Genomic DNA, 25,199 nt, shown 5'->3' with positions numbered 1-25,199 from the left:
CACAGCCTGTCGGAACACCGTTGTCTGCACAGGAGGAGTCATGCGTCGTCTGCTCGCCGGTCTCGCGGCAAGCACATTCCTGTTCGCCCTGACGGCCTGCGGCTCGTCCGACGACGGTGACTCGTCGGACGGGGCGGGTTCGTCGGGCGGCGTCACGACGGTCACCGTGGGGCTCATCCCCATCGTCGACGTCGCGCCGCTCTACCTCGGCCAGGAAAAGGGCTTCTACGAAAAGCGCGGCCTGAAGCTGAAGTTGACGACCGCTCAGGGCGGAGCGGCGATCGTGCCCGCCGTGGTCAGCGGCCAGTACGAGTTCGGGTTCAGCAACATGACCTCGCTGATGATCGCCCAGTCCAACAACGTTCCGGTGAAGGCCATCGCCAACGGCATTGCCTCAACCGGACAGGACGGCAAGGACTTTGGCGCGCTGACGGTCAAGGGTGACAGCTCGCTCAAGTCACCGAAGGAGCTTGAGGGCAAGAAGGTCGCCGTCAACACCCTGAAGAACATCAACGAGACCGCCGTGCGCGAGTCGGTGCGCAAGGCGGGCGGCGATCCGGACCAAGTCCAGTTCGTGGAGCTGGCCTTCGACCAGATGCCCGCCGCCTTGGACGCCGGGCAGATCGACGCGGCGATGGTGGTCGAACCGGCGCTCGCCACGATCAAGAGCCAGGGCGGCCGGGAGATCGCCTCCTCGCTGGTCGACGTCGCCCCGAACCTGACCGTGGCGATGTACTTCACCTCCACGCAGTACGGGCAGGAGAACCCGGAGGTGGTGAAGAAGTTCCAGGACGCCACCGCCGAGTCCCTCGCCTACGCCGACGCCCACCCCGACGAGGTCCGCCAGATCGTCACCACGTACACCAAGATCCCGCCCGCGGTGCTGGAGCAGGTGACCCTGCCGAAGTGGCCGGCCGACGCCGACCGCGGTTCCATCGAGAAGCTGATGGAACTCGGCGAGCGGGACGGGCTGTTCAAGACGACGCCGGACCTGGACAAGCTGCTCTCGTGAGGGGCCTGAACGCCATGCTCGGCGCGGCCGGGCTCGCGGTCTTCCTCGCCCTGGGCGAGGCGGTGCCGCGGCTCGGCCTGGTCAAGGAGGAGTACTTCCCGCCGACCAGCCGGATCGCCGACGCCTTCTGGACCGAACTCGCCGACTCCGCCTTCTGGTCGGCGCTCGGCGACACGCTGGCCGGCTGGGCGCTGGGCCTCGCCGTCGCCTCCTGCGCGGGGATCGTGGCGGGGGTGCTGATCGCCGTGGTGCCGTATCTCCGCGAAGTCACCGCCTCCACCGTCGAGTTCCTCCGTCCGATCCCCTCCGTCGCCCTGATCCCGCTCGCCGTCCTGCTGTACGGCACGGAACTGCGCTCGGTCCTCCTGCTGGTCGTGTACGCCGCGTTCTGGCAGGTACTGATCCAGGTCCTGTACGGCGTCCAGGACGTGGACCCGGTCGCCGACGAGACGGCGCGGTCCTACGGTCTCGGCACCTGGGCCCGGATCCGGCATGTGCTGTGGCCGACCGCGCTGCCCTACGTCATGACCGGGGTGCGGCTCGCCGCCTCGGTGGCGCTGATCCTCGCCGTGACCGCCGAACTCGTCATCGGGGCACCGGGGTTGGGGGCGCGGATCGCCGTCGCGCAGACCTCGCAGGCGGTGCCGGAGATGTACGCGCTGATCGTGGTCACCGGGCTGCTGGGGCTGCTGATCAACGTGGGTGCGCGCACGGTGGAGCGGTGGGCGCTGGCCTGGCATCAGTCGGTGCGCGGGGAGGTGGCGGTGTGAGGCTGCTCCTTCTGCGGCTCGCGTTCGTGTTCGCGCTGCCCGCCGCACTGGTGGGCGTGTGGTGGGTGGCGTCGGACGACAGCACGGACGTGTACTGGCCGCCGCTGCGGACCATCCTGGAGACCTTCCCGGATGTCTGGACCGGCGACCGGCTCCGGGACGACGTACTGCCCAGCATCCTCCGGCTGACCGGTGGTTACGCCCTGGCGGCCGTGGTGGGTGTCGGGCTCGGCACGGTCATCGGCTCCTACCGGCGGGTGCGCGCGGTGTGCGAGCCGGTTCTGGAGTTCCTGCGGGCAGTGCCGCCGCCGGTGCTGGTGCCGGTCATCATGCTGTTCGCGGGCATCGGCGACACCATGAAGATCACGGTGATCGCCAGCGGCTGTGTCTGGCCGATCCTGCTCAACACCGTCGAGGGTGTACGCGCGGTGGACCCGGTGATGGCGGAGACGGCCCGCAGTTACGGCATCAAGGGCACGGCGCGGCTGCGGCATGTGGTGCTGCGCTCGGCGAGTCCGCAGATCTTCGCGGGGCTGCGCCAGGCGCTGTCCGTCGGCATCATCCTGATGGTCATCAGCGAGATGTTCGCCGCCAGCAACGGCCTGGGCTTCACCATCGTGCAGTTCCAGCGCAGCTTCGCGATCCCCGACATGTGGACCGGGATCCTGCTCCTCGGACTGCTGGGCTTCGCGCTGTCCGTCGTCTTCCAGCTCGTCGAACGGCGGGTGCTGGCCTGGTACCACGGCCTGCGCGCCGCCGCCCGGCGGTCCCCGTGAACCTCATGTACCCCGTGAACCTGGTGAAAGGGCAGCCCATGCTCGACGTCCGCGGCCTGAGGAAGGTCTACGAGGGATCGGGGCGGCGGGTGGAGGCGGTGCGCGATCTGACCTTCACCGTCGACGCGGGTGAACTCGCTTGTCTGGTCGGCCCGTCGGGCTGCGGCAAGACGACCCTGCTGAAGTGCATGGGCGGACTGCTCGCCCCGTCCGGCGGTGAGGTCCTGCTGGAGGGCGCCCGGGTGACCGGCCCGCCGCCCGGGATGGCCTTCGTGTTCCAGGAGTACGGACGCAGCCTGTTCCCCTGGATGCGGGTCGGGGAGAACGTCGAACTCCCTCTGAAGCAGAAGGACTTGGACAAGGCCCGGCGCCGGGAGCTGGTGCGGGACGCGCTGGAGTCGGTGGGACTCGCGGACGCCGTGGGCGCGTATCCCTGGCAGCTGTCCGGCGGTATGCAGCAGCGAGTCGCCATCGCCCGCGCGCTCGCCTACGAGCCCCGGGTGCTCCTGATGGACGAGCCGTTCGCCGCGGTCGACGCCCAGACCCGGGCCGATCTGGAGGACCTGGTACGGCGGCTGTGGCGGGAGCGGGGCGTCACGATCCTGTTCGTCACCCACGACATCGACGAGGCCGTCTACCTCGGTGAGCGGGTCATCGTGCTGTCCGCCTCCCCCACCGTCGTCCAGGAGCAGCTGAAGATCGATCTCCCCGACGAGCGGGACCAGTTGCACACCCGGGTGGCCCCGCGCTTCGCCGAGCTGAGGACCCATGTGTACGAGCAGATCCAGGCGGCGAAGCGGGAAGCGGCGGTCGTGAAGGAGGACAAGCCGCCGTCCCGGTGAACTGCCTCAAGTTGTCGTCTACTGCGCGGCCCACAGCCCGCGGACATGTCCGAGGTGCCGGGTCATGACCTCGCGCACCGCGTGCTCGTCGCGGGCCAGCAGGGCGTCGAGGAGTTCGAGGTGCTCCTCGGCGGAGGCCAGCAGCCGGCCCGCCTTCACCAGCGCGGTCAGGCCGTAGAGACGGGAACGGCCGCGCAGGTCGCCGACCACCTCGACCAGATGGGTGTTGCCCGCGAGGGCGAGCAGGCCGAGATGGAAGCGGGTGTCGGCCTCGACGTACGCGATGAGGTCGCCGGCCGCCGCGGCCTGCACGATCTCCCGGGCGGCCGGGCGCAGCGCCTCCAGCGAGACCGGGTCGGCGGTCCGGGCCAGCTCCACCACCGTGGGGATCTCGATGAGGGCGCGGATGTGCTTGTACTCGTCGAGCTGCTTCTCGGAGACCTCGGTGACCCGGAAGCCCTTGTTGGGCATGGTGTCGACCAGGCCCTCCTTGGCCAGGTCGAGCATGGCCTCGCGCACCGGGGTCGCAGAGACGCCGAAGCGGGCGGCCAGGGTCGGCGCGGAGTACACCTCGCCCGGCAGGAGTTCCCCGGCGATCAGCGCGGCTCGCAGGGCGTCGGCGACCCGCTCGCGGTAGCTGCGCTTCTTGCCGCCCAGCGAGGGCAGGGAGGGGGCGCCGGCGGGCTGGGCGGGCATAGGGAGGTCTCCTAGGGAATGCAATGTCACGCGTCACCGGCATTATCCCCGCCGGAGCCCGGGCCCGGGCCCGGGCGGGTCGGCCAGGGCCCGACGACAGGGGCTGGAGGCGGGTTAGAGGACGAACCCGGCCGGGAACGGATCGTCCGGATCGAGCAGGTACTGGGCCGTCCCGGTGACCCAGGCGCGGCCGGTGAAGCTGGGCAGGACGGCGGGCCGCCCGGCGACCTCGGTGGTGTCGAGGAGCCGCCCGGTGAACCGGGTGCCGATGAAGGACTCGTTGACGAACTCGGTGTGCAGCGGGAGTTCGCCGCGCGCGTGCAGCTGGGCCATCCGGGCGCTGGTGCCGGTGCCGCAGGGCGAGCGGTCGAACCAGCCGGGGTGGATGACCATGGCGTGCCGCGAGTGGCGGGCGGTGGCGCCGGGCGCGTAGAGGTGGACGTGATGGCAGCCGCGGATGGAGGGGTCCTCGGGGTGCACGGGCTCGGCCTCCGCGTTGATCGCGTCCATCAGGGACAGGCCCGCCTTGAGGATGTCGTCCTTGCGGGCGCGGTCGAAGGGCAGCCCGAACTCCTCCAGCGGCAGGATGGCGTAGAAGTTGCCGCCGTATGCCAGGTCATATGTCACCGTGCGCCCGCCGGGCAGTGCGATCTTGCGGTCGAGGGTGACGGCGAAGGACGGCACGTTCTTCAGGGTGACCGCCTTCGCGGCCCCGTCCTCCACCGCGACCTCGGCGACGACGAGTCCGGCCGGTGTGTCGAGCCGGATGGTGGTGACCGGTTCGACGACCTCGACCATGCCGGTCTCCACCAGCACGGTCGCGACGCCGATCGTGCCGTGCCCGCACATCGGCAGATAGCCGGAGACCTCGATGTAGATGACGCCCCAGTCGCAGTCGGGGCGGGTGGGCGGCTGGAGGACGGCCCCGCTCATCGCCGAGTGGCCGCGCGGCTCGTTCATCAGGAGCTGCTTGATGTCGTCGCGGTGCTCGCGGAAGTACAGGCGCCGTTCGTTCATGGTGGCGCCGGGGATCGTGCCGATGCCGCCGGTGACGACCCGGGTGGGCATGCCCTCGGTGTGCGAGTCGACGGCGTGCAGGACGACTCTGCTGCGCATGGTCCCTACGCCAATCCGGCCGCGACGGCCTTCTCCGTGGCGGCCCTGACGGCGGCCTCCTGTTCGGGCAGCAGCGGGACGCGCGGCGGGCGCACGGGACCGCCGTGCCGCCCCACGATGTCCATGGACAACTTGATGGCCTGGACGAACTCGACCCGGGAGTCCCAGCGCAGCAGCGGGTGCAGTCGCGTGTACAGCTCCCTGGCGGTGTCCAGGTCCCCGGCGACGGCCGCGCGGTACAACTCGACGCTCGCGCGGGGCAGTGCGTTCGGGTAGCCGGCCACCCAGCCCTTGGCGCCGGCCAGCGCCAGCTCCAGCAGGACGTCGTCGGCGCCGATCAACAGGTCCAGTTCCGGGGCGAGTTCGGCGATGCGGTAGGCGCGGCGGACGTCGCCGGAGAACTCCTTGACCGCGTGGATGTGCCCCTCGGCGTGCAGCTGGGCGAGCAGTTCCGGCACCAGGTCGACCTTGGTGTCGATGGGGTTGTTGTACGCCACGACCGGCACGCCCGCCTTCGCGACCTCCGCGTAGTGCGACAGCACCGAGCGTTCGTCGGCGCGGTAGGCGTTGGGCGGCAGCAGCATCACGGAGGCGCAGCCCGCGTCGCGTGCCTGCTCGGCCCAGCGGCGGGCCTCGGCGGAGCCGTAGGCGGCGACGCCGGGCATCACGCGCTCGCCGCCGATGGCGGACACCGCGGTCTCGACGACCTTGGACCGCTCCTCGGGGGTGAGGACCTGGTACTCGCCGAGCGAGCCGTTCGGCACGACGCCGTCGCAGCCGTTCTCCACGAGCCACGCGCAGTGCTCGGCGTACTTGGCGTGGTCCACGGCGAGGTCGTCGGTCAGCGGAAGCGCTGTGGCGACGAGGACGCCTCGCCAGGGGCGGTGGTCGGTGGTGGTCATACGTGGCTCCTCGGTGAAGTGTGACATGTCACTGTTGGCGAATGGCTCATGCGTCGGCGTCCGCCTCTTCGGACCGCGCCAGCACCCCGAGCGGCACCGGCCGGGCGAACGGCCGCCGGGACGGGGTCAGGGCGCATCCGGCGAGTCCCGCGACCGCCGGTCCGCACACCCGCCCCTGGCACCAGCCCATCCCGGCCCGGGTCAGCAGTTTGACGGTCCGCGCGTCCCCGGCCCCGAGTTCCTCGACGGCCTCGCGGACCGCACCGCCGGTGACCTCCTCGCAGCGGCACACCACGGTGTCGTCGGTGATCAGCGAAGTCCAGTGCGCGGGCGGCACGTACACGCCATCGAGCGCGGCGAAGAAGGCCCGCAGCCGGGTCCGGGTCCGCGCGGCCGCCGCCCACGCGCGCGGGTCGGGTGCGGTGCCGTGCAGCCGCGCGGCGGCGGACCGGCCCGCGATGTGCCCCTCGGCCAGCGAGAGCGCGGCACCGCCGATGCCGGTGGTCTCCCCCGCCGCCCAGACGCCGGGCACATCGGTGCGCTGCTCCGCGTCGACGTGCACGGCGACTCCGTCGAGCCGGCAGCCGAGCGTCTCTGCGAGGTCGGTGTGCGGCAGCATGCCGTGGCCGACGGCCAGTGTGTCGCACGGGATCCGGCGCCCGGTGCCGGGCCTGACCCGCCCGGCGCGGTCGAGCGCGGCCACCGTCACCGCCTCAAGACGCTCGGTGCCGTGCGCCTCGACGACGGCGTGCCGGGCGAGCGCGGGCACCCGGTGCCGGAGCAATTGGGCCGCGTACCCGGCGCCTTCGACGACCTTGGCGGGCTCGGCGAGCAGCGCCCGGGAGCGCCGTACGAAGGCGAGGGGGTCGGCGGATTCCACGAGGGCCGCGATCTCGACGCCCGCCGCCGCGAGGCCGGTGGCCACCGGCAGCAGCAGGGGGCCGGTCCCGGCGACGACCGCGGTACGGCCGGACACCGCCAGCGAGCCTTTGAGCATGGCCTGGGCGCCGCCCGCGGTGATGACGCCGGGGAGGGTCCAGCCGGGGAAGGGGAGCACCTTCTCGTAGCCGCCGGTGGCCAGGAGCACTGCGTCTGCGTACACCTCGGCGGGTTCCGTCTGCTCGGGGCCGAGGAGGGCCCGGACGGTGAAGCCCGCGCGGGGGCCGCGTTCGACGAGCCAGACATGATGGTCCGTCAAGTGCCGTACGGAGTCCGCGTGGTCGCGCAGTCCGTCGCGCAGCCGCTCCCAGGTGCGCCACTGGTGGTGGAGGGCCTCGGGGCGGCGGGCGCCCAGGGCCGCCGCGGGCCGGCGGTAGAACTGGCCGCCCGCCTCGGGGGCCGCGTCGATCAGGGTGACCCGTACACCGTGGGCGGCGGCCGCGAGGGTCGCGGCGAGGCCCGCGGGGCCCGCGCCGATCACCGCGAGGTGCGGTCGGTCAGTCATCGTGGCCCGTCCCCTCCTGGGTGCGGATGGCGTCGCCGGGATGCAGGGGCAGCAGGCAGGCGCGTTGGTTGGGGCGGTCGTTGACGGTCACCAGGCAGTCGAAGCAGATGCCGATGCCGCAGAAGACACCGCGCGGGCGGCCCGTGCCGCGGGTGCCGCGCCAGGAGGTGATCCCGGCCGCCCAGAGCGCGGCGGCCACGGTCTGTCCGGGCAGGGCCTCGATCTCCCGGCCGTCCAGGGTGACCGTGAAGGCGGGTCCAGGGTGGGCTCCGGCCAGGTCCAGGGGTGTTGTCACGCGGCCTCCTCGGGGGCGGGGAAGCGGTCGGGGCGGAAGGGCGTCAGACCGAGGTCGGGGGTCCGGCCGGTCAGGGTCTGGGCGATGAGGTGCGCGGTGCCGGTGGCGAGGCCGATGCCGGCGCCCTCGTGCCCGCAGGCGTGGTGCAGTCCGGGGACCCGGGGGTCGGGGCCGATGGCGGGCAGGTGGTCGGGGAGGTACGGGCGGAAGCCGACGTAGGAGCGCATCGCGCGGACGTCCGCCAGGACCGGGAAGAGCCGGGTCGCTCCGGCGGCCAGGGCGCGGACCACGGGGAGCGAGAAGGAGCGGTCGAAGCCGACCCGTTCCCGGCTGGCGCCGATCAGCACCGGTCCGGCGGCGGTGCCCTCCACGACCGGGGAGGTCTGGAGCGCGGCGGAGTCGCTGGCCACGTCGGCCACGTAGTCGGCGGCGTACACCTTGTGGTGGATCAGGCGCGGGAGCGGTTCGGTGACCAGGACGAAGCCGCGGCGCGGGAGCACCGGGAGGTGGGCTCCGGCGAGGGCGGCCAGGTCGCCGCCCCAGGTGCCGGCGGCGTTGACGACGGCCGGGGCGTGGAGGTCGCCGTGGTCGGTGCGGACGCCGCGGACCGTGCCGTCGGGGGTGCGCAGTACGGCTGTCACGGTGTGGCCGGTCAGCAGGCGGGCGCCCGAGGCGCGGGCCAGGACGGCGGCGGCCAGGGCGGGCATGACCTGGCAGTCCTGCGGATACAGCACACCGCCGGGCAGGCCCTTGGCCAGGTGGGGTTCGAGGCCGTACAGCCCGTCCCCCGCGACGGTCTCGGCGAGGACTCCGGCCGCGCGCTGTCCGTGGGCGAAACGGTCCAGGGCCGCGAGGCCGTCCGGCGTCGAGGCGACCACCACACCGCCCTTGGCCTCGTACTCGACGGCCTCCCCGAACTCCTCTGCGAGTTCGGCCCAGAGGCGGGCCGAGAGGAGCGCCAGGTCCAGTTCCGGACCGGGCTCCTTGTCGGAGACCAGGAGGTTGCCCTCGCCGGCGCCGGTGGTGCCGCTCGCCACCGGGCCACGGTCGACGAGGATCACGTCGAGGCCCGCCCGGGTCGCGTAGAACGTGCAGGCGGCGCCCACCATTCCGGCTCCGACGACCACGACGTCGCAGGTCAGTCGCTTGCTCACACCAGTACTATGTCACATACTTCTCGCACTGGGAACGTCAACGGAACGTCCACCACACGGAAGAGGTGCCCGACGTGGCGAAGGGCCGAAAGAACGGTCTGTACCGAGGAATCTCCGAGGAACTCTCCGCGCTGATGCGCACGGGCTGGGCCGACAACGAGCGCAGGGACCTGCTCCTCGCCGAGCAGTCGCCCTACGCGGCCCGCCGCCGCGCCGCCCTCTCCGCGCTGTTCCCGGGCGAGCGGCTGATCGTGCCGTCGGGCGGCCTGCGGACCCGCTCCAACGACACCCACTATCCGTTCCGCCCGTACTCCGGCTATGTGCATCTCACCGGCGACCAGGCCCGGGACGGCGCCCTGGTGCTGGAGCCGCGCCCCGACGGCGGCCATGACGCGCACTGCTACCAGCTCCCCCGCGACAGCCGGGACAGCGACGAGTTCTGGACCGGCTACACCGCCGAACTGTGGATGGGCCGCCGCCGCACGCTCGCCGAGTCCGAGCTGGTCCTGGGCCTCCCCTGCCGTGACATCCGCGCCGTCGCCGAGGACCTCACCCACTCCGTGCCCGCGCCCACCCGGATCGTCCGCGGCGTCGACCCCGCGCTGCAGGCCGTCGTCGACACCGACGAGGCGCGCGACGACGCCCTGGAGGAGGCGGTGTCCGGGCTGCGGCTGGTCAAGGACGCCTGGGAGATCGGCGAGCTGCGCCGCGCCGTCGACGCCACGGTCCGCGGCTTCACCGATGTCGTACGGGAGTTGTCGCAGGCCGTCGCCACCTCGGAGCGCTGGATCGAGGGCACCTTCTTCCGGCGCGCCCGGGTCGACGGCAATGACGTCGGCTACGGCTCGATCTGCGCCGCCGGGGAGCACGCCACGATCATGCACTGGCAGGACAACGACGGCCCGGTCCGGCCGGGCGAACTTCTTCTGCTGGACGCGGGCGTCGAGACCCGCACGCTCTACACCGCGGACGTCACCCGCACCCTCCCGGTCAGCGGCACCTTCACCCCCCTCCAACGGGAGATCTACGAGGCCGTGTTCGAGGCCCAGGAGGCGGGCATGGCGGCCGTCAAGCCGGGCGCGCACTACCGTGACTTCCACGAGGCGGCCCAACGCTCGCTCACCGAGCGGCTGGTGGCCTGGGGCTTCATCGAAGGTCCGGCCGAGCGGGCCTACGAGCTGGGTCTGCAACGACGGTTCACCATGGCGGGCACCGGGCACATGCTGGGCCTGGACGTCCACGACTGCGCCCAGGCACGCAACGAGGACTACGTGGACGGCGCGTTGGAGCCCGGCATGGTGCTCACCGTCGAGCCCGGACTGTACTTCCAGCCGGACGATCTGACGGTGCCCGAGCAGTGGCGGGGCATCGGTGTGCGCATCGAGGACGACCTCCTGGTCACCGCCGACGGTCACGAGAACCTGTCGGCGGCACTGCCGCGTTCCGCCGCCGAGGTGGAGGCGTGGATGCGGGAGTTCGCGGGCTGAGCGGGGCCGCCCGGGTCAGCGGGTTCTGACCAGGCGCCGTCGGCGACCTGAACGCCGACGGTGCCCGTCAGACCTCGGGGGCGGGCACCACGCTCAGGTGGGCCGCCGTGCGGCGCGGACGTCCGGTCCGGCGCGAGGGGGGCGTCGCGCGGCGCGGGTCGCGCAGCACCAGCGTCATCCGGGTGTGGCCCATGTCCTTCAGGATGCCGGGGGTCTCGTCGACGATCCGGCAGTCGGTGGCACCCCAGCGCGGGTCCGGGTGGAGCAGCGGCCGTACGGCGCCGTCGTGGGCGAGGGCCTGTTCGCCGACCGTGCGGATCCACAGCGGCAGGCCGTGCCGGTAGGCGGCCTCCATGATCGGGTCCTGGGCGATGTCCCTGCGGATGGCCTGGAGTCCGTGGTCGTGGCCGTGCCGCTCCACGGCGGCCGCGAAGTTCGCCAGCATCGGCAGGCACCAACTGGACTCGTGGTCGCCGAGGACGGTGCCGGCGTCGGGGTGGAACAGCACGAACCGGAGGAAGTTGTCGCCGGGCATGGCCGTGGGATGCGGCTCCACGCCGCGGAAAAGTGACGCGAAAGCGGTGTTGGCCAGGACGACGTCCCAGCGGTGGTCGAGCACCACGGAGGGGAAGGACACGGCTTCCAGGAGCGTGGCGTAGTCCTGGAGGTAGGCCTGGGCCTCGGGATTCTCGGGGACGGGCCGCGGTGCCGGCCGCTGCCCTCCTGCCTGATATGCCATCGGGAGGTCACCCCTCTTGCCTGTGCGGCCTTGACGCGGCGCCCCGATCCTGCTGCCCCGACGCAAGCGGTGTCAACTATCGTGGCATTTCATGCCGGTTGACGGCTGAAATTGGCCACAGTTGTGGCGAGACCTGGATGCGAGTTCGAACCACCCGCTACTCTCCGGGAAGTTCACACGCGACCGCTGGTGAAGAGATGGTGAGAGACGTAGGAGTTCTGTCGGTGACGGGTGGCTTCGAGGGTCCGGGCGCCACGGGGACGGCGGCACTGCCGGCCGTCGTGGTTCGGGTGAGCGCGCTCGCCGACCGGCTGGACGTGCCACACGCCGACGTCTTCCACAGCGGCAGGCTCTCCGTCGCCTCCGGTGTTCCCGAGCCCGTGGTCAAGGCGCTGCTCAGCGGCCGCCGCGCGGGCGAGCCCGACATCCAGGCCCGCTTTCTGCAACGCCTGGACCTGCTGCGCCGTACCCGGCTCAAGCCCAACGGCCGCAAGTACACCCAGCAGGAGATCGCCGACGGCGCGGCCATGTCACGGCAGCAGGCGGGCGCCCTGATAAACGGCGACCGGCGCCCCACGATGGAGCACTGCGACGCCATCCAGCGCTTCTTCCGGGTGCACGCGGGATTCCTCACCGCCGAGGACCCCGAGGCCCTCGCGGGCGCCCTCCAGCGCACCGAACAGGAGCTCCTCCAGCAGCTCGCCGAGCGGGAGACGGCCGCGACGGCCGAGGACCCGCTGGAGCGGCTGCTGCAGGACCACGGCGTGCGCGGGATCGCCTGGCGGGCCGCGCAACTGCCCACCGACCAGCATCGCGACAAGGTCGCCGAATGGCTGGACATGCTCCTGGAGAGCGTCAAGCGGCCCGAGTCGTGACCCGGGGGAGAACTGTGGGCATCCGTAGGGACATGCACCGCCTGTGCGGCGAACTGGTCGGCGAACTGGAGCTTCCCGCTCCGGCGCGCCCGGCCGACCTGTACGGCGCGCTCTGCGCGGCGATGGCCAGACGCCGTGGCCGCCCGGTCCGGTTCCGGATGGCCGCCTTCCCGGCCGACACCGCGAGCGGGCTCTGGCTCGACATGGCCGACCAGGACCTCGTCGTCATCGAGGAACGCACCGCGCCCGACCACCAGTTGGTGATCCTCGGCCACGAGCTGTGGCACATGCAGGCCGGGCACAGCGGTCATCACGTCGACGGCGTCGCGGTGGCGGCCCGGCTGCTCCAGGACCACGCCCAGCTGGAGGCGACGGTACGGCAGGTGGCCGCGCGCAGCCGCTTCGATCTGTCCGACGAGCAGGAGGCGGAGAGCTTCGGGCTGCTGCTGGCCAGCAAGTGCCGGACCTGGCTGGCGGGTTCGTCGCTGCGCGGCCCGGTCCAGAAGGACCATCTGGCGGGCCGGATCGAGGCATCGCTGGGGTACCGAGGCCCGCAGGGCTGAGCGGCCCGCGCACCCGCTCCGGGCTGCGCTGAGTGGGCGAACCGGCGAGTGGCCGGACCCGATTGTCAGTGGTGGGCGGCAAGCTGGTGGTGCGCCCTGATGTGCGGGGCGGTAAGACGACGCCGACTTCGGGGAGAGCCGACCGATGCCCACCGCCGTACTGACCGACCGCGAACGCATCGCCGTGCAGGCGTATCTGCGGCTGCTGCACACCGTGCGGGCCGCCTTCGACGTCGCCGGGGGCCCGCCCGGTGAGGGACGACCACCCGTGGTGCCGCCCGGGGTGCTCGCCGAGGTGGAGCGGGCACTGGCGGACGCGGGACTCACCGGCAACGAGGAGGAGTTCTTCCGGCTGCTGCAGAGCTGGTGCCCGGAGCCGTGACGCTCAGGTGTACGGCACGGTGACGGCCGTCGCGACCAGGCCGCGCTCGACGGTCCAGCGGCCCTCGAAGACGCCGACGCGGCGGCCGCGGACCAGGGGGCCGGGGACCAGGAGGGTGGCGGTGAACGTGCCGCCGGGGCGGCCGTCCGGGTGGGTGAGCAGGTCGATGTCGGCCTCGGAGAAGTCCAGCCACCGTCCGGTGAGGGGGAACCACGCCTTGTAGACGGACTCCTTGGCGCTGAACAGCAGGCGGTCCCAGTGGATCCCGGGGTGGTCCAGGGTCAGCCGGCGGATCCGCTGGGCCTCACCGGGCAGGGACACGGCCGCCAGCACTCCGTCGGGGAGCGGTTCGTCGGGTTCGGCGTCGATGCCGAGGGAGGCCAGGTCGACGGCGCGGACCAGGGCGGCGGCGCAGTAGCCGTCGCAGTGGGTCATGCTGCCGGCCAGGCCGTCCGGCCAGCGCGGAGCGCCCCGGTCGCCGGGCAGCAGCGGCTGCGCGGGCACGCCGAGCTTCTCCATGGCCCGGCGGGCGCAGACCCGTACGGCGGCGAACTCCCGGCGGCGCTTGTCCACCGCGCGCGCCACCGCGGCCGCCTCCTCGGGGAACAGGACCGCGGGCGAGGCGTCCTCCTCGCCGTACGCCTCCACGGTCACCACCGAGTCCGGCAGCAGCTCCTCGATCACGGGGCCCCGACCTCCCTGGGCAGTATGCGGCGCAGCCGACCCGGTGGATCCGGGCGCTTGCGCCACTCGCGCGGGTAGCCGACCGACACCTCCTCGAAGCGGACGCCGTCGTGGAAGGTGGTCCGCGGGATGTGCAGGTGGCCGTAGACCATGGTCTCCACCCGGAACCTGCGGTGCCAGTCCGCGGTCCGCTCGGTGCCGCACCACATGGCGAATTCGGGGTGCCAGAGGACCTCCATCGGGTGGCGGTCCAGCGGGTAGTGGTTGACGAGGACCGTGGGCAGGTCGTCGGGGAGCGCGGCGAGGCGGCGCTCGGTCTGCGCGACCCGGGCCCGGCACCAGGCCTCGCGGGTCGGATAGGGATCGGGGTGCAGCAGGTACTCGTCGTTGCAGACGATGCCGGTGCCCTGGGCGTACCGCAGCCCCTCCTCCTTGGTCACGCAGCCCTGCGGCAGGAAGGTGTAGTCGTAGAGCAGGAAGAGCGGGGCCACGGCGACGGGGCCGCCGGGGCCGTCCCAGACCGGGTAGGGGTCCTCGGGAGTGGTCACGCCGAGTTCCCGGCACAGGGTGACCAGGTACTCGTAGCGGGCGACGCCACGCAGGGTGACGGCGTCCTTCGGGTGGGTCCACAGCTCATGGTTGCCCGGGGCCCAGATGACCTTGCTGAAGCGTCCGGAAAGCGTTTGCAGGGCCCATCGGATGTCAGCCACGGTCTCCGCGACGTCGCCGGCGACCACCAGCCAGTCGTCGTCGGTCTCCGGCCGCATCTTGTCGACCAGCGCGCGGTTCTCCTCGTAGCCGATGTGCAGGTCACTGATGGCCAACAGCTGTCCGGCACCCCCGGCCGATAACGCCACGTCTCGTCCCCCTCGTCACGTGGAAAGCACCACGAGAACACATTCGCGGTTCTGGGACAAGGCGGGTTCGCGCCCACGGCCTGTCGTGTCGCGGCGCGACTACGGGGTCCCTTGATCCACCCGGGCAGGATCGGGGAATCCGTAACACGCATGTTGCACGCGGGGCCTCCGGCAAGCCGTATGATCGCCCCAACACCACCGCCATGAACTTCCCTTCGCACGGGGCGGTTTGGTGTACCTCCAACCTCCCTGGCCGGGCACGGCCTGCTTCGCCGTGCCCGCGAACCGTGAAAGGCGGCCTGAATGGTCTCTCGCGTACGCGTCTGGCTCAACCGCACGTACGCGGAGAACGTGTTCTTCATGGATCAGCTCCGCCGAAATCCCAGCGATCGCGCGGTGGAGATCCATGCGACGCACGGGGACGCCGACTCACCCGTGCTGGCCGCCGCCGACACCGCCGATCTGGAGCCGGAGGGCCTGTCCCCGGCCGGGTATGTGGAGTACGCCCTCGACCAGTGCGTCCGGCGGGGCATCGATGTGTTCGTGCCGCGGCTGCACCAGTCGGCGGTGGTCGCCCACCGCGCGGAGTTCGAGGCGGCCGGCACCGCGCTGCTGGCGCCGCCGCCGGAGGCCGTCGCCGTCTTCCACGACAAGGTGATCGCCTACGAGGCGGTCCAGGCGATCGGGGTGCCGGTGCCGCCGTGGTGGCGGGTGCGGGGCGCCGAGGAACTGGTCGCCGCGGTGGAGGAGCTGGAGGCGGGCGGCCACAAGGCGTGCTTCAAGCCCGCGTCCGGGGCCGGCGGAGTGGGCTTCCGCGTGATCACGCGCGCGCCCTTCTCGATGATGCACCTGACCGGCTTCCCGAGCCCGTATGTGCCGCTTGACCTGGTCCTGGACGCGCTGGCGCAGTCCGAGGAGGAGGTCGACTGGCTGGTCATGCCGCGGCTGGAGCAGCCGGAGGTGTCGGTGGACTGTCTGACCGGCCCGGACAACCGGATCCGGATGGCGGTGGGCCGCACCAAGAACGGCCGCCGACGTGGTTTCACCCTGCACGAGCAGTGGCTGGAGCCCGCGCGGGCCATCGCCGAGGGCTTCGGGCTGCACTACCTCTCCAACATCCAGTTCCGGATGTTCGGGGACCGGCCGGTGCTGATGGACGTCAACACGCGGCCGGCGGGCGGGCTGCACCAGCTGTCACTGTGCGGGGTCAACGCGCCTTGGGCGGCTGTGCAGTTGGCGCTCGGCGAGGACCCGGGCGAGATCGCTCCGCCGTTCCTCGGCCAGGACTACACGGTCGTCTCGGGGCCTCGGCCGCTACGTGGCGTGTCCCTGCCCCAACAGCGGCTGGAGGAGCCCCAGCAGGCGCTGCCCGCCGTGCCCGCGCCCGTCAACTCCCTGGAGGCGAGGGCGGGTCAGGCGTTGCCGCTCTAGTCACCCACCCGGTATGGACCAATTGCCGCACAGGTTCTTGACAGGCCGGTTGGTCCATACCAATTTGGTTGCGCACTCTTCTGCACCACCTCCCGAACCATCCCCACTCTTCAGGGAGTTCGCGTGCGCACCTCACTGTTCGGACGTTCCAGACGTCGCCTTCTCGCTCTGCTCGGCTCGGCGGCCCTCGCGCTCACCGGAGCGGTCGCCCTGCCCGGCACGGCCCACGCGGCCAACATCCTGTCCAACCCCGGCTTCGAGTCCGGCGCCCTCTCCCCCTGGTCCTGCACCGGGAACCTCGGCTCGGTCGTCTCCTCGCCCGTGCACGGCGGTTCCAGGGCCCTTCAGGGCGCGGTGAGTTCGAGCGACATCGCCAAGTGCGGCCAGACCGTACGGGTCCAGCCGAACACCGCCTACACGCTCAGCGGCTGGGTGCGCGGCAGCTATGTCTACCTCGGTGTGGACGGCGGCGCCTCCACCTGGACCAGCTCGCCGTCGGCGTACAGCAAGCTCAGCGTGTCCTTCACGACGGGCGCCGCGCAGACCTCGGCCACCGTCTACACGCACGGCTGGTACGCGCAGGGCACCTATCACGCCGACGACATCAGCCTCGACGGTCCGGGCGGCGGCTCGGACACCCAGGCGCCCACCGCGCCCGGCAACCTGCGCTCCACCGGCAAGACCTCCTCCAGCGTCTCGCTGGCGTGGAACGCCTCCACCGACAACGTGGGTGTCACCTCGTACGACATCTACAGCGGCTCGAACCAGGTGCTCAGCGTGTCCGGTACGAGCGCCACGGTGAGCGGGCTCTCCCCCAGCACCGCCCACACCTTCACCGTGCGGGCCCGGGACGCCGCCGGGAACACCTCGCCCGCCTCCAACGCGGTGTCCGTGACCACGGATCCGGGCGGTGGCGACCCCGGCGGATTCAAGCAGGCCGCGCCCTATCTGTACCTGGGCTGGGGCGACCCGCCGAGCGCGACCTCGGTGATGAGCGCGACCGGCATCAAGTGGTACACGATGGCGTTCATCCTCTCCTCCGGCGGCTGCAACCCGGCCTGGGACGGCAACCGTCCACTGACCGGCGGCAACGACCAGGCCGTCATCAACTCGATCCGTTCGGCGGGCGGTGACATCGTGCCCTCCATCGGCGGCTGGAGCGGCAACAAGCTCGGGCCGAACTGCTCCACCGCGGAGGCGCTGGCCGGTGCCTACCAGCGGGTGATCGACGCCTACGGTCTCAAGGCCATCGACGTCGACATCGAGAACACCGACGAATTCGAGAACGCGGTCGTGCAGGACCGCGTCCTCAACGCCCTGAGGATCGTCAAGGCCAACAACCCGGGCCTGCGCACGATCATCACCTTCGGCACCTCGACCACCGGCCCGACCTACTGGGGCAACCGGCTCATCGACCAGGCCAAGGCGCTGAACGCCAATATCGACGTGTTCACGATCATGCCGTTCGACTTCGGTGGCGGCGCGGACATGTACGGCAACACCGTGAACGCGACCGAGGGGCTGAAGAACAAGCTGAAGTCCGCCTTCGGGTGGAACGACGCGACCGCCTACGCCCACATCGGGATCTCCGGCATGAACGGGCTGAGCGACCAGCAGGAGCTCACCTCGCCGGGCACCTGGACGCAGATCCGGGACTGGGCGAACTCCCACCACATCGCGCGGCTCGCCTTCTGGTCGGTCAACCGTGACCGGCCGTGCCCCGGCGGGGGAGTGGTGAGCAACTGCTCCGGCATCAGCCAGAGCAACTGGCAGTTCACGTCGATCACGGCCGGCTTCACCGGCTGACGTGCACCCGCGTGGGGGTACGGGGTTATGCCTCGTACCCCCACGCCATCGCGATCTCCCTCAGCCGCGGCGGCAGTTCGACCGAGGGGTCGGCCGTGCGGGCGGCCTGGATGCGGCCCGACTTGATGGTGCTGCTCCAGTCGCCGAGCTGCGGGCGGAACCTGCCGTGGTCCTTGCTGCCGTAGTCGAGCATGCCGCTCTCCCACTCGACGCCGAGGTACTCGCACAGGGCACGGGTGGCCCGCTCCGGCTCCGCGGTCAGCTCCTCGTACGTCACCACATGGACGTTCAGGGTCTGCCGGGCCTCCTCCAGCTTCTCGGAGTAGTTGAGCACCTCCGCGAGGATCTCCGCGTGGTCGGGGTCCTTGCGGCGCTCGGTGAGGGAGGCGATGATCGCGCCCGGGTGACGCAGCAGCAGGATGTACCGGGCCTCGGGCCAACATCGGTGCAGCCGGGGCCAGATGAGGGTGTTCGGCGGGGTCTTGTCGACGATGACGTCCTTGCCGCTGCGGGTGAGCTCCAGGTGCATCACCCGGTCCCACAGCAGGTGTTCCAGCTCGGTCTTGTCCAGCTCCAGCGCCTTCATCGCGTCCGGGGTGAAGCCGCGGGTCAGCTGGACGTGGACGGTGCGCAGATGCATCTCGTGCGGGGCGCGGATCCGGCTGTGGCTGTTGAGCAGCACCCGCAGCAGCGTGGAGCCGGAGCGCACCGAGGAGAGCACGAACACCGGGGAGTCGACCAGGCGCGGGGCGCGCGGGGCGACGTAGGCGGGCTGCTTGGTTTCGGCCTCGGTCCGGGGGGCCGGGATGGCGTTCAGGGTGCGGCGCGGCGGGCTCACCGCCTGGATCATCAGCCTGCCCCGACGCCTGAGCCCCTTGCCGATCACCGACTTGCGCGTGTCTCGCACCGTCACACCTTTCTCTTCCCCTTGTGCCTCCGCATCCCAGAGGCAACAGGCGAACTCCAGGTGTCCGGAAGGCAAAGCGTCAGCGCCGCGGAGGGCCTGATTCCGGGTGTGACCTGGCGCTTTACGCTCCCTTAAAACTTCATGGGAGTTTCCGGGACAACCGCTGCGCGCTCAGGACCGTCCGGCCCCCCGGTACAGCTCCAGTTCCCCGTCCAGTTCGACGGCGAGGACCGTCGCGTGCGGGTCGAGGTCCGCCGCGGCGGGCGGGTCGATCCACAGCACGCCCGGTGTCTCGTGCAGCCCGCCGATGACTTGGTGGGGCAGTTCCCGGCCGGTGCCGAGGACGGTGACCCGGCGCGCCTTGCTGACCAGGCCGCGCACACCGGTCTCGGCGCGCGGCGCGTCGAACAGGGTCAGATACAGGGTGCGCCGGTCGGCGGAGAGGGTGCTGGGACCGTGGTGGTGCCCGGCGGGCAGCCCGCGCCCGGTGCCGTACACGGCGTCCGGGTGCCGGGCGATCCAGTCGCCGAGGCCCTCAAGACGCTCGGTCTGTTCGGCGGGGATGGTGCCGTCCTCGCGGGGGCCGACGTCGAGGAGGAGGTTGCCGCCCCCGCCGATCGTCTCGGTGAAGTAGCGCACCAGCTGGCCGAGGGACTTGTAGTGGTGGTCGTGGTGCTGAAAGCCCCAGGAGTCGTTGATGGTCAGGCACAGCTCCCAGGGGCCCTCCGGCGGGATCACCGGGGCGCCCTGCTCGGGGGTCGCGTAGTCACCCTCGCCCGGCATGCGGGCGTTGAGGACGACATCGGGCACCTCGGAGCGGATCAGGGCGGCCAGTTCGGGGATCCGCCACTGTTCCGCACTGCGCTCCCACTCCCCGTCGAACCACAGCAGGTCGGGCCGGTAGCGGGAGGTGAGCTCGCGGATCTGTCCGTCCCGGTAGGCGAGGTAACGCTCCCAGGCGTCGAGGTCCTCGGACTCCGCGGCGGCCTCCGAGTAGCGGTTGTCCTCCTGCTCCGGCGGGCGGCCGGGCTTACGGGTGGAGGCGTAGTCGGGGTGGCTCCAGTCGGAGTGCGAGTAGTACAGGCCGACCTTCAGGCCCTCCTCGCGCAGCGCGTCCGCGTACCCGCCGATCAGGTCGCGTCCCACGTTCAGGCCGCCGTGGGCGGAGTCCCACAGGGCGACTCCGTCGTGATGCCGGCTGGTGAGCACCGCATACCGGGCACCGGCGCGGGCGAAGAGCCGTGCCCACGCCCGCGGGTCGTACCGGGCGGCGGTGAAGCGGTCGAGCTGGGACAGGTACCGGTCGTAGGGCACCCGGCCGTCGTAGAACGACCAGGACTCCGCGACACCGTCCACGGCGTAGACGCCCCAGTGGACGAAGATCCCCAGTTTGGCGTCGGTGAACCAGGGCTGTATCGGCACGGGCTAGCTCCTCGCCAGGCGGAGGGTCAGGATCTGGAACGGGCGCAGTTCGATGGCCACGGTGCCGTCGGTCATCCTCGCCTCGGACAGGGGGCGTTCGAGCAGATCCGTGATGTGGGCGCCGGTCAGGGGGAAGTCGGTGCGCAGGGTGCCCTGGGCGCGGCCGCCGCGGGACTCGTAGAGGCGTACGACGACATCGCCGGAGCGGTCGTCGGCGAGCTTGACCGCCTCGACGGTGACGCCCTCGCCGGTCACGGAGATCACGGGCTCGGCCGCCGCCGTGTCCGCCAGCCGCAGCGGCAGGTTGAGGGCGTAGCCCTCGGCGACCGCGTCCTCGATGGTGGCGCCGGGGAGCAGGGAGTAGGTGAACCGGTGCTGTCCCTGGTCGGCCTCGGGGTCGGGGACGCGCGGGGCGCGGACCAGGCTGAGCCGGACCGTGGTGGTCGTACCGCCGTCCTCGCGGACCGTGCGGGAGACGTCGTGGCCGTAGGTGGAGTCATTGAGGACGGCGACGCCGTAGCCGGGTTCGCCGAGGTGCACCCAGCGGTGGCCGGAGACCTCGAAACGGGCCGCCTCCCACGTGGTGTTCGTGTGCGTGGGCCGCTGGACATGGCCGAACTGGATCTCGGCGGAGGAGTGCGGAGCGCGGATGTCGACCGGGAAGCCCGCCTTGAGGAACTTCTCCGTCTCGTGCCAGTCGATCTCGGTCTCGAAGTCGATCCGGGGGCTGTCGGCGCGCAGGGTGACGGTCTGGGTGATCCTCGAGCCGTTGCCGAAGGAGCGCACGACCCGGATCGAGCCCAGCAGGGGGTCCCGGTCGACGACGGTGATCTCCGCAGCGTCCAGCAGGTCCGTGTAGCGGTTGCGGTAGTGCTTGTCCACGTCCCAGGCGTCCCAGCAGTTGGGCAGGTCGGTGTGGAGGCGGAGCAAGTTGCCCTGGCCGGCGAGGACTTCGCGGTGGGCGCGGTGGTCGTGGACGGAGGACAGGGTGCCGTCCTCGGCCAGCTCGACGCGGACGAGGCCGTTGTCGAGGGCGCGGTCCTCGACGGTGACGGGGTGGCCGGGTGAGGCGTTCGCGAGCGGGGCGCTGCCGCTCGCGGGCACGCGGACGAACCGGGGGCCGCCGTCCCGGCCGCGCACCACCTCGCGGCGCTCGAAGGGGCTGGTGTTCAGGGCCCGGGTCTCCCCCGCGCCGAGCGCCCGGAGCGCCTCGCTGGTCAGGGCCTCCAACTCCCCCGCCACCCGGGCGTATTCGGCCTCCGCCTCGCGGTGCACCCAGGCGATGGAGGAGCCCGGCAGGATGTCGTGGAACTGGTGCAGCAGCACCGTCTTCCAGAGACGGTCCAGCTTCTCGTACGGGTACGCGTAGCCCGGCGCGTGCAGCGCGGCCGTCGTCGCCCACAACTCCGCCTCACGTAGCCTGTGTTCGCTGCGCCGGTTGCCCTGCTTGGTGCGGGCCTGGGTGGTGTAGGTGGCGCGGTGCAGCTCCAGGTAGAGCTCGCCGACCCAGACGGGGGCGTCCGGGTACTCCTCGCGGGCCTTGGCGAAGAAGTCGTCCGGGTGTTCCACGACGACCTTCGGGGAGCCCTCCAAGTCGGCCAGCCTGCGCGCCCGCTCCATGATCTCGCGGGTGGGTCCGCCACCGCCGTCCCCCCAGCCGAAGGGGGCCAGCGAGCGGGTGGCGCCGCCCTTCTCGGCGTAGTTGCGGACCGCTCGGGACATCTCCTCGCCGCTGAAGCGGGCGTTGTAGGTGTCGATGGGCGGGAAGTGGGTGAAGATGCGGGTGCCGTCGATGCCCTCCCACCAGAAGGTGTGGTGGGGGAACTTGTTGGTCTGGTTCCAGGAGATCTTCTGGGTCAGGAACCACTCGTTCCCGGCGAGCTTGGCGAGCTGCGGGTAGGCGGCGTTGTAGCCGAAGGAGTCCGGCAGCCAGACGCCCTTGGTCTCGATGCCGAAGTGCTCGATGAAGAACCGCTTGCCGTGGATGAACTGGCGGGCCACGGCCTCGCCACCGGGCAGGTTGCCGTCGGCCTCGACCCACATACCGCCGACCGGCGCCCACTGCCCCTTCTTCACCGACTCCTGGATGCGCGCCCACACCTTGGGGTAGTGGTCGCGCACCCACTCGTACTGCTGGGCCTGCGAGCAGGCGAAGACGAAGTCGTCGTACTCCTCGGCGAGCGCGGTGACGTTGGAGAAGGTCCTCGACGTCTTGCGCTTGGTCTCGCGGATGGGCCACAGCCAGGCGGAGTCGATATGGGCGTGGCCGACGCCGGAGATGACGTGGGCACTGGCGTGCGCGGGCTTGGCCAGCGCGGGGCGGAGGGCCTCGCGCACCGCGGCGGCCGAGCCGGCGATGTCGTCCAGGTCGAGGAGGTCCATCGCCCGGTCCAGGGCGTGCGCGATCTCGTGCCGGCGCGGGTCGTGGTCGCCGAGCTCCCGCATCAGTTCGCGCAGCACCTGCACATCGAGGTCGAGGTGGAAGACCTCCTCGTCGAGGACGGCGAGGTCGGCGCGCCTGAAGGTGTAGAGGGGTGTGTCGCCCGCGGTGCGGACGTCGCCCAGCGGGGTGGGGCCCGCGAAGCCGTTCGCCAGGATGTCGGGGTTGGAGGCCGCCTCGACCAGGTAGTCGACGCTCTCGCCGCCCGTCGCGGGGTTGGCGATCGGCACGTACTGGTTGAGCGGGTTGACCGCCTTCAGCGGGGTCCCGTCGGTCAGATGGACCAGGGCCTCCGCCTGGTTGCCGGGCCAGTCCCCGACGAAGCCGAGGTCGATGACCGCCTCGACGCGCCGGCCCGCCCACTCGGCGGGCACCTCTCCGCGCATCCGGAACCAGGTGGTGCCCCAGGGCGGGCCCCACGGGGTGTCCATCGCGAAGGGGGCGTAGGAGGCGGCAGCCGCGTCCTCGAAGGGGACCGGCTCGCCGGGCGCCTGCCAGGACTCGACCGCCATGGGCACGGTGGCCGCGTACAGCGCGGGCCTGATCCGCTGGTGGTGCAGGCGCTCCACACGCTCTTCGATCCGCCGGCGTTCGTCGTGCATGAGGGTCTCCAGGTGGCGAGCGGGTCGGGCGGGTGGAGCGGGTGGAGTGGATGGAGCGGAGAAAGCGCTTACGCAAGATAGCCGAGGCCAGGATGCACCTCGGTGTAGCCGTTGACCAGCTTGCGGGCGACGTTCACCGAATCGACCAGGGGGTGCAGGGCGAACGCCTTCACCGCCGTGGCCCGGGAGCCGGACTCGGCGGCGGCGAGGACTTCGCGCTCGACGGCCTTGACCGAGCAGACGAGTCCGGTGGCATGGCCGGGGAGCGGGTCGACGGCGACGGGGTGGGCGCCGTTGGCGTCGACGAGGCACGGCACCTCGATGACGGCGTCGTCGTCGAGGACGGACAGGGTGTGCCGGTTGCGGACGTTGAGGATCAGGGTGGTGCGCTCGTCGCGGGCGATGGCCCGCATCAGGGCGAGGGCGACCTTCTCGTAGCCGCCCGAGAGGTCGTCGGCGTCGCGTTCCCCGGCGCCCGCGGTCTCCCGGTTCTCCGCCATGTACGTGGCCTCGCGCTCGGCGCGGGTGCGGTCCCAGCTGCGCAGGGCGGACGCGGTCGGGTCGGCCATCTCGTCGTAGAACCGGGCCTGTTGGTCGCGCAGGAAGGCGCCGCGGGTCTGCTCGGCCTCCTGGTAGGCGCGGACCGTCTCGCGGTTGAAGTAGTAGTAGTGCAGGTACTCGTTGGGGATCGCGCCGAGGGAGCGCAGCCACTCGGTGCCGAAGAGCTTGCCCTCCTCGAAGGAGCCGAGCAGGGCGGGGTCGGCGAGCAGCCGCGGGAGTTCGTCGCGGCCGGCGACGCGCAGGCCGCGTACCCAGCCGAGGTGGTTGAGGCCGACGTAGTCGATCCACGCCTCGGCCGGGTTCTTCACCCCGAGCACGCGGGCGATACGGCGGCCGAGGCCGACCGGTGAGTCGCAGATGCCGATGACGCGGTCGCCCAGGTGGCGGGACATGGCCTCGGTGACCAGGCCCGCGGGGTTGGTGAAGTTGATGACCCAGGCGTCCGGCGCGAGCCGGGCCACGCGCCGGGCGATGTCCGCGGCGACCGGGACGGTCCGCAGTCCGTAGGCGATGCCACCGGCGCCGACCGTCTCCTGGCCGAGGACGCCCTCGGCGAGCGCCACCCGCTCGTCGTTCGCGCGCCCCTCCAGGCCGCCGACGCGGATCGCGGAGAAGACGAAGTCGGCGCCGCGCAGGGCCTCGTCGAGGTCGGTGGTGGCGGTGACCGCGGGCGCGTCGGGGACCTCGGCGGCCTGCTCGGCCAGCACCCGGGTCACGGCGGAGAGCCGTCTGGGGTCCAGGTCGTGCAGGACGACTCGGGTCACGCGTCCTTCGCCGCGGTCCGTCAGCAGCGCCCCGTACACGAGCGGCACCCGGAATCCGCCGCCGCCCAGAATCGTCAGTTTCACGTCTGCACCTTTCCTGTGCGTCTTTCCTGGCACGATCGCGTCGGCGCCTGGCCTCCTACAGGCTCTCACCCGGGTTGCCCGCCGCGCGGTCGACGGCACGCTCGCCGATCACTGGGCCGCCATCGAGTCAACGCCGGGTCTTCAGGACGGCTTCATCCGGTGGTTCTGAGGCCACGGAATCGTGCGGCGCGTGACAGACGGCAGACGCGTGTTCGAGCACCGGGAGATCACCGCTCCGGTGCTGTTGCGATCGTTCCGCCACGAGGGCCTGGTGGTGCAGAACCACCGGTGCTTCAGGGGCCTCCACTGGCTCGTCGCCCGCTGGGAGGTGACCCTCGCGGACGGCCGTACGCTCACCGCCCCGGCCGAGCTGCCCGATCTGCGGCCCGGTGAGACGGCCGCGGTGCCGCTGCCGTTCACGCTCCCCCGTGACGCGGGCGAGGTCTGGGTGACGCTCCGGGTGACGACGAGGGACGACGAGCCGTGGGGACCGCGGGGCACCGAGGTGTGCGCGCCCAGGCTGCGGCTGCGCGCGGCGCCCGTCGAGGTCGACGCGGAAGGGCTGCTGCCCCTTTCCCTGCTGATCCG

23 protein-coding genes and 1 pseudogene are annotated in these 25,199 nt (G+C 71.6%); 11 read left to right on the top strand and 13 right to left on the bottom strand.

Annotation, left to right across the window (positions count from 1 at the left end):
- The first annotated feature begins 40 nt into the window (after window positions 1–40).
- Genes STRCI_RS33930 through STRCI_RS33915 form a run of 4 tightly spaced genes read left to right on the top strand, consistent with a single transcriptional unit; the run spans window position 41 to window position 3,400 of the window.
- A complete protein-coding gene (locus tag STRCI_RS33930; protein WP_269662786.1) occupies window positions 41–1,012 on the top strand; it encodes an ABC transporter substrate-binding protein in 972 nt (323 codons plus the stop codon).
- The gene (locus tag STRCI_RS33925) at window positions 1,009–1,782 is read left to right on the top strand and encodes an ABC transporter permease (RefSeq protein WP_269662785.1); all 774 of its coding nucleotides are present in this window, start codon (window positions 1,009–1,011) and stop codon (window positions 1,780–1,782) included. Before STRCI_RS33930 ends, STRCI_RS33925 begins: the two co-directional genes overlap by 4 nt.
- Window positions 1,779–2,558 carry an ABC transporter permease gene (locus STRCI_RS33920; RefSeq protein WP_269662784.1) on the top strand — a complete coding sequence of 260 codons (780 nt, stop codon included), beginning with the start codon at window positions 1,779–1,781 and terminating at the stop codon, window positions 2,556–2,558. The genes STRCI_RS33925 and STRCI_RS33920 overlap by 4 nt, the downstream gene beginning before the upstream one ends.
- 38 nt (window positions 2,559–2,596) lie before the next feature.
- Window positions 2,597–3,400, top strand: coding sequence for an ABC transporter ATP-binding protein (locus STRCI_RS33915; protein ID WP_269664722.1), 804 nt, complete (start codon window positions 2,597–2,599; stop codon window positions 3,398–3,400).
- An 18-nt stretch (window positions 3,401–3,418) separates the two neighbouring features.
- On the opposite strand, the gene STRCI_RS33910 is transcribed toward STRCI_RS33915, so the two are convergent.
- The 6 genes from STRCI_RS33910 to STRCI_RS33885 form a co-directional block, all read right to left on the bottom strand.
- A complete protein-coding gene (locus tag STRCI_RS33910) occupies window positions 3,419–4,096 on the bottom strand; it encodes a GntR family transcriptional regulator (RefSeq protein WP_269662783.1) in 678 nt (225 codons plus the stop codon).
- Between the two features lie 114 nt (window positions 4,097–4,210).
- Complete coding sequence (locus STRCI_RS33905; protein WP_269662782.1) at window positions 4,211–5,212, bottom strand: proline racemase family protein; 1,002 nt, start codon at window positions 5,210–5,212, stop codon at window positions 4,211–4,213.
- A gap of 5 nt (window positions 5,213–5,217) precedes the next feature.
- Window positions 5,218–6,114, bottom strand: coding sequence for a dihydrodipicolinate synthase family protein (locus STRCI_RS33900; protein ID WP_269662781.1), 897 nt, complete (start codon window positions 6,112–6,114; stop codon window positions 5,218–5,220).
- A gap of 46 nt (window positions 6,115–6,160) precedes the next feature.
- Window positions 6,161–7,558, bottom strand: coding sequence for an FAD-dependent oxidoreductase (locus tag STRCI_RS33895; protein ID WP_269662780.1), 1,398 nt, complete (start codon window positions 7,556–7,558; stop codon window positions 6,161–6,163).
- Window positions 7,551–7,853, bottom strand: a complete 303-nt coding sequence (locus STRCI_RS33890) for a (2Fe-2S)-binding protein (protein WP_269662779.1) — start codon at window positions 7,851–7,853, stop codon at window positions 7,551–7,553. Before STRCI_RS33890 ends, STRCI_RS33895 begins: the two co-directional genes overlap by 8 nt.
- Window positions 7,850–9,007: an NAD(P)/FAD-dependent oxidoreductase gene (locus STRCI_RS33885; protein ID WP_269662778.1), complete on the bottom strand. Its 1,158-nt coding sequence runs from the start codon at window positions 9,005–9,007 to the stop codon at window positions 7,850–7,852. The genes STRCI_RS33890 and STRCI_RS33885 overlap by 4 nt, the downstream gene beginning before the upstream one ends.
- Before the next feature lie 74 nt (window positions 9,008–9,081).
- Here STRCI_RS33885 and STRCI_RS33880 point away from each other — a divergent pair, with 74 nt between their 5' ends.
- Window positions 9,082–10,494 (top strand): aminopeptidase P family protein, encoded by a 1,413-nt coding sequence (locus tag STRCI_RS33880; RefSeq protein ID WP_269662777.1) that lies wholly within the window; start codon window positions 9,082–9,084, stop codon window positions 10,492–10,494.
- A 67-nt stretch (window positions 10,495–10,561) separates the two neighbouring features.
- Here STRCI_RS33880 and STRCI_RS33875 read toward each other — a convergent pair whose 3' ends face one another.
- Entirely contained in the window at window positions 10,562–11,233 is a 672-nt protein-coding gene (locus tag STRCI_RS33875; RefSeq protein ID WP_269662776.1) for an MmyB family transcriptional regulator, read from the bottom strand.
- Between the two features lie 224 nt (window positions 11,234–11,457).
- On the opposite strand from STRCI_RS33875, the gene STRCI_RS33870 reads away from it, so the two are divergent.
- From STRCI_RS33870 to STRCI_RS33860, 3 genes are all read left to right on the top strand, one after another.
- Window positions 11,458–12,108, top strand: coding sequence for a helix-turn-helix domain-containing protein (locus tag STRCI_RS33870; RefSeq protein ID WP_269662775.1), 651 nt, complete (start codon window positions 11,458–11,460; stop codon window positions 12,106–12,108).
- 32 nt (window positions 12,109–12,140) lie between these two features.
- Window positions 12,141–12,671 (top strand): toxin-antitoxin system, toxin component, encoded by a 531-nt coding sequence (locus STRCI_RS33865; RefSeq protein ID WP_269664721.1) that lies wholly within the window; start codon window positions 12,141–12,143, stop codon window positions 12,669–12,671.
- 145 nt (window positions 12,672–12,816) lie between these two features.
- Window positions 12,817–13,053, top strand: a complete 237-nt coding sequence (locus STRCI_RS33860; protein ID WP_269662774.1) for a hypothetical protein — start codon at window positions 12,817–12,819, stop codon at window positions 13,051–13,053.
- A gap of 3 nt (window positions 13,054–13,056) precedes the next feature.
- Here STRCI_RS33860 and STRCI_RS33855 read toward each other — a convergent pair whose 3' ends face one another.
- Complete coding sequence (locus STRCI_RS33855) at window positions 13,057–13,737, bottom strand: 4'-phosphopantetheinyl transferase family protein (protein WP_269662773.1); 681 nt, start codon at window positions 13,735–13,737, stop codon at window positions 13,057–13,059.
- Window positions 13,734–14,594: a metallophosphoesterase family protein gene (locus STRCI_RS33850; RefSeq protein ID WP_269662772.1), complete on the bottom strand. Its 861-nt coding sequence runs from the start codon at window positions 14,592–14,594 to the stop codon at window positions 13,734–13,736. The genes STRCI_RS33855 and STRCI_RS33850 overlap by 4 nt, the downstream gene beginning before the upstream one ends.
- Before the next feature lie 303 nt (window positions 14,595–14,897).
- Here STRCI_RS33850 and STRCI_RS33845 point away from each other — a divergent pair, with 303 nt between their 5' ends.
- Together STRCI_RS33845 and STRCI_RS33840 are read left to right on the top strand one after the other, a co-directional pair.
- A complete protein-coding gene (locus tag STRCI_RS33845) occupies window positions 14,898–16,025 on the top strand; it encodes an ATP-grasp domain-containing protein (RefSeq protein WP_269662771.1) in 1,128 nt (375 codons plus the stop codon).
- A gap of 123 nt (window positions 16,026–16,148) precedes the next feature.
- Window positions 16,149–17,831, top strand: coding sequence for a carbohydrate binding domain-containing protein (locus tag STRCI_RS33840; RefSeq protein ID WP_269662770.1), 1,683 nt, complete (start codon window positions 16,149–16,151; stop codon window positions 17,829–17,831).
- A 25-nt stretch (window positions 17,832–17,856) separates the two neighbouring features.
- On the opposite strand, the gene STRCI_RS33835 is transcribed toward STRCI_RS33840, so the two are convergent.
- The 4 genes from STRCI_RS33835 to STRCI_RS33820 form a co-directional block, all read right to left on the bottom strand.
- Window positions 17,857–18,738, bottom strand: coding sequence for a sulfotransferase family protein (locus tag STRCI_RS33835; protein ID WP_269662769.1), 882 nt, complete (start codon window positions 18,736–18,738; stop codon window positions 17,857–17,859).
- A gap of 171 nt (window positions 18,739–18,909) precedes the next feature.
- On the bottom strand, window positions 18,910–20,160 hold the full coding sequence (locus tag STRCI_RS33830; RefSeq protein WP_269662768.1) for an alpha-L-fucosidase: 1,251 nt from the start codon (window positions 20,158–20,160) through the stop codon (window positions 18,910–18,912).
- Between the two features lie 3 nt (window positions 20,161–20,163).
- The gene (locus STRCI_RS33825) at window positions 20,164–23,202 is read right to left on the bottom strand and encodes an alpha-mannosidase (protein ID WP_269662767.1); all 3,039 of its coding nucleotides are present in this window, start codon (window positions 23,200–23,202) and stop codon (window positions 20,164–20,166) included.
- A gap of 68 nt (window positions 23,203–23,270) precedes the next feature.
- A complete protein-coding gene (locus STRCI_RS33820) occupies window positions 23,271–24,611 on the bottom strand; it encodes a 6-phospho-beta-glucosidase (protein ID WP_269662766.1) in 1,341 nt (446 codons plus the stop codon).
- Between the two features lie 91 nt (window positions 24,612–24,702).
- Here STRCI_RS33820 and STRCI_RS33815 point away from each other — a divergent pair.
- A pseudogene (locus tag STRCI_RS33815) lies at window positions 24,703–25,194 on the top strand (DUF4981 domain-containing protein); the annotation flags it as partial.
- Window positions 25,195–25,199: the final 5 nt, after the last annotated feature.

The organism is Streptomyces cinnabarinus (genome assembly GCF_027270315.1).
Lineage (GTDB): Bacteria > Actinomycetota > Actinomycetes > Streptomycetales > Streptomycetaceae > Streptomyces > Streptomyces cinnabarinus.
This window is presented reverse-complemented; position numbering and strand designations above follow the sequence as displayed.